This is a genomic window from Acidobacteriota bacterium (assembly GCA_040752915.1).
In the GTDB taxonomy this organism is placed as follows: domain Bacteria; phylum Acidobacteriota; class UBA4820; order UBA4820; family DSQY01; genus JBFLVU01.
Genome location: JBFMHB010000126.1, coordinates 1 through 3,639 on the forward strand (window position 1 = coordinate 1; position 3,639 = coordinate 3,639).

A 3,639-nucleotide genomic window follows, 5' to 3' on the forward strand; every position below is an offset into this window, starting at 1 on the left:
TGGCTCGGAAGACGGGCTTCTTCGAGCGAGCCTTCGATGGAAGCGAGCCCCACGACGAAATCCGGGCATACCTGACGGGCCATACCGCCGGATCAGGCGAGGCGAGGTACCCTTCGACCTTGCTCGAAAGAATCGAGCAGCGATTCCCGAGGCCCCTTCTGCGCCACCACTACGGAGAGCCGGACCTTGCCAGAACCATCGAGGGCGCCAGCAGGATAGCGGAATCCAGAGTCCTCGACGTCCTCTCCGTCGGACCCGACCAGAACGCCCAGGAACACTTCTTCCGCCCTTATGAAATGGACCCCTCCCAGGACGGAGCGGGCGGGGTGCCCGTCAGAAGGCCCGAGGACCTGCGGGCCGTTTACGAGGCCACCCGGTGCGGCAACTTCCCCCTCCTCCGGTGCTACAGCGGGACGAGGGACCTGATCCCCTGGGCGGAGATGAGTCTGGACACGATTCGAAACGCCTGGGGCGCGATTCCTCTCTGCTGGTACAGCGTCATGGACGGGCGCAGCAAAGTCCCGTTTCCTGAGGCTATCCAGGAAAAGCAGGCCGCCATGCGGTTCTACGCTGTCCAAGGGGTCCCGGTGGAGGTCAACGAATCCCACCAGTGGAGCCTCCGCGACGCCCACGACTCCCTTGCCGTGGCGGCCGCCTTTCTGGCGGCGTACAACGCCAAGCGCCAGGGCGTGCGGTATTACGTGATCCAGATGATGCACAACACGCCGCCCTCCACCAGCCCGGCCATGGACCTGGCCAAGATGCTGGCCAAACTGGATCTGATCTCCCGGCTGGAAGGGCCTGACTTCTCGACCCTACGGGAGGTGAGGGCGGGCATCACGAGCCTGCCCGGAGACTTCGGGAAGGCCAAGGGGCACATGGCCGCCTCGGCCGTCCTCTCCATGGCGCTGAAGCCCCACATCCTCCACGTAGTGGGATTCACGGAGGCACGGACCGTTGTGGATGCCGACTCCCTGATCGAGAGCTGCCGCGTGGCGCAAGGGGCCGTGGATCTTGCGCTGAAGGGACTGCCCGACGCATCCGCCGATCCAACGGTCGCCTCCAGGAGAGACCATCTCGTTTCCGAGGCCGAGGAGATCCTCGCAGCGATCCGAACCCTGGGCCAGGACCGGGACGACCCGTGGGGCGACGCGGAGGTGCTCACACGGGCAATCCGCACGGGTGTCCTGGACGCTCCGCATTTCCGCGGGAACCCCCACCTCAAGGGGACCATCGTGACGGCGTGCGTGGAAGGCGGTTGGGAGGCCATTGATCCCGCCTCCCGCAGGGTTCTCTCCGAACGAGAGCGACTTCGCTCTCTCGGCATCCCGGGAGTGGCCTGACCGTGTGCGGTATTGCCGTTTCCTGGGGGGCTGTCGGAGACGATACGGTCCGGACCATGCTCGACCGGATCCGGCACCGGGGGCCCGATGGCGAAGGCGTCGCGATCCGCGGGAAGGCCTGCCTCGGCCATGTGCGCCTGTCCATCCTCGACCTGGAAGGAGGCGCGCAACCCATGGCCAACGAGCGCGGGGATCTGGCCGTCGCCTTCAACGGGGAGGTTTACAACCACCTCGAGCTTCGGCGGACCATAGAGCCTCGCCACGCTTTCAGCAGCCGTTCCGACACGGAGGTCCTCCTGCACCTGTATGAGGAGGAGGGTGAGGACATGCTCCCCCGGCTGGACGGGATGTTCGCGATGGCCATAGCGGGACCGGGAGGCCTCCTCCTGGCACGCGACGCGCTGGGGATCAAACCCCTTTACTACGGCCGGCGGGAGGGGGTCCTCCTGGCCTCCAGCGAACTCAAGGCATTCCCTCCGATGGACGAACTCCATATGCTTCCGGCCGGTCACGCCATGCTCCACGATGGGGAACCCTGGCGTGTCTCACTTCCCTACCCGCCTCGTCCACGCATCTCCGAGGTCCCCCTCGAAGCCGTCCTTAAAGACATCCGGAGGCTGTTGGAAAGGGCCGTGGAGAAGCGCCTCATGGCCGACGTCCCCGTGGGGGTGTTCCTTTCGGGAGGGCTCGACAGCAGTCTGGTGGCCGCACTCATGCGTCCTCACGTAGTCGAACTCCACTCTTTTACGGCGGGGATGGAAGGAGCCCCGGACCTCGAAGCGGCCCGACGGGTGGCCGCCCACCTCGGGACCGTCCACCACGAACTTCGTTACAGCGAAAAGGACGTGGAGGAGGCCTTGCCTGAGGTCATTCGCCACCTGGAGTCTTTTGACGCCCCCCTGGTCCGATCCGCCATTCCCATGTACTTCATCGCCAAACTCGCCGCTCGGCACGTCAAGGTGGCCCTCATGGGAGAGGGGGCAGACGAACTCTTCGCGGGGTACGAGTATCTGAGCCGGCTCGGAGGCGGAGAGTGCCTTCGCCGGGAACTCACAGACATCACATTGCGCCTTCAGGACACCAACCTCCAGCGCGGCGACCGCATGACCATGGCCCACGGGCTCGAGGGGCGGGTGCCCTTCCTGGACGGGGACCTGGTCCGCTACGTGGCGAGGCTCCCCGTGGACCTTCTGGAACCCCGGCCGGACCGCCCGGAAAAGTGGCTCTTGAGGGAAGCCTGCCGGGGGATCCTCCCCGATTCCATCCTCCAGCGCAAGAAGATGAAATTCTCCGAGGGGGCCGGCTCGTCGGAGGTGATCGCGCGGCTGGCGGATTCTTCCATCTCGGAGGACGAGTTCAGGCGGACAAAGGCTGTGGAGCCGGGCGTCGTCTTGAGATCCCCCGAGGAACTCTATTCGTATCGCATCTGGCGGGAAGCCTTCGGAAGCCACATCTCCGCCTCTCTGGTAGGTCGGACCCTGGACCGCGCCGCCGCGGGGACACCGTGAGCGCGACGGTCGCCTTTCTGGACACGCTTTTCCACGACGCCTTGGTCCTCTTCGCCATGGTCAACGCCGTGGGCAACCTTCCCCTCTTCGCTGACCTTACTCGCGGGTTGCCCTCCTGCGAGCGCGCGGCGTGCCTGCGAAGGGGAACGCTGACGGCGGCCGGCATTGTGATCGCCTTCGCTCTCTTCGGCCACTGGATGCTCGCCGACGTCTTCCGGGTGGAGGCGGGCGCCTTCCAGATAGCAGGAGGGGTGCTCGTCTTCACAGTGGCCGCCCGCGGCATGCTTCTTGGGCCGAAGAGCGCCGTACGGTCCAGGAGCCGGGTCTCCGACGACCTGGCTGTCTTTCCCCTCGGATTCCCTTATTTGGCCGGCCCTGGGACGATCGTCACGACGATTCTGCTCATGCAGGCCCACGGTCCGTTGTCTGCCGCCTTGGCGGCCCTCCTGGTTTACGCGGCCGTGCTTCCCGTCCTTCACGCGGCGCCCCTGTTGGAGAGGGCCGCTGGAAAGGTCTCTGTCCTCGTGGTGGCGAGAATCCTCTACATCTTTATCGCCGCCAAGGCCGTCGCCTTCATCGTGAACGGGGCAAGATCCCTTCTGGCTGCGGCGCCCGCGGTCTGAGGCCCCTCCAGGGGGTCATGGAAAGCCGTCACAGGAACCCGCGCTCCCGCATCCAGTCGTCGTTGAAGATGGTGCTCAGGTAGCGTGAGGCGCCGTCGGGAAAGATCGTGACGATGCGCGAAGGGCGATCGAGATTTCGGGCCAGCTCCAGGATGGCCCACAGGG

The 3,639-nt window shown here is 65.7% G+C and carries 3 protein-coding genes; all 3 read left to right on the forward strand.

The window, feature by feature from the left end; all coding sequences use genetic code 11:
* On the forward strand, positions 1 to 1,343 hold a 1,343-nt coding region (locus AB1824_13275; protein ID MEW5765932.1), incomplete at its 5' end, for a methionine synthase.
* A gap of 2 nt (positions 1,344 to 1,345) precedes the next feature.
* Positions 1,346 to 2,851 carry an asparagine synthase-related protein gene (locus AB1824_13280; GenBank protein MEW5765933.1) on the forward strand — a complete coding sequence of 502 codons (1,506 nt, stop codon included), beginning with the start codon at positions 1,346 to 1,348 and terminating at the stop codon, positions 2,849 to 2,851.
* Positions 2,848 to 3,474 carry a MarC family protein gene (locus AB1824_13285; protein ID MEW5765934.1) on the forward strand — a complete coding sequence of 209 codons (627 nt, stop codon included), beginning with the start codon at positions 2,848 to 2,850 and terminating at the stop codon, positions 3,472 to 3,474. The genes AB1824_13280 and AB1824_13285 overlap by 4 nt, the downstream gene beginning before the upstream one ends.
* Positions 3,475 to 3,639: the final 165 nt, after the last annotated feature.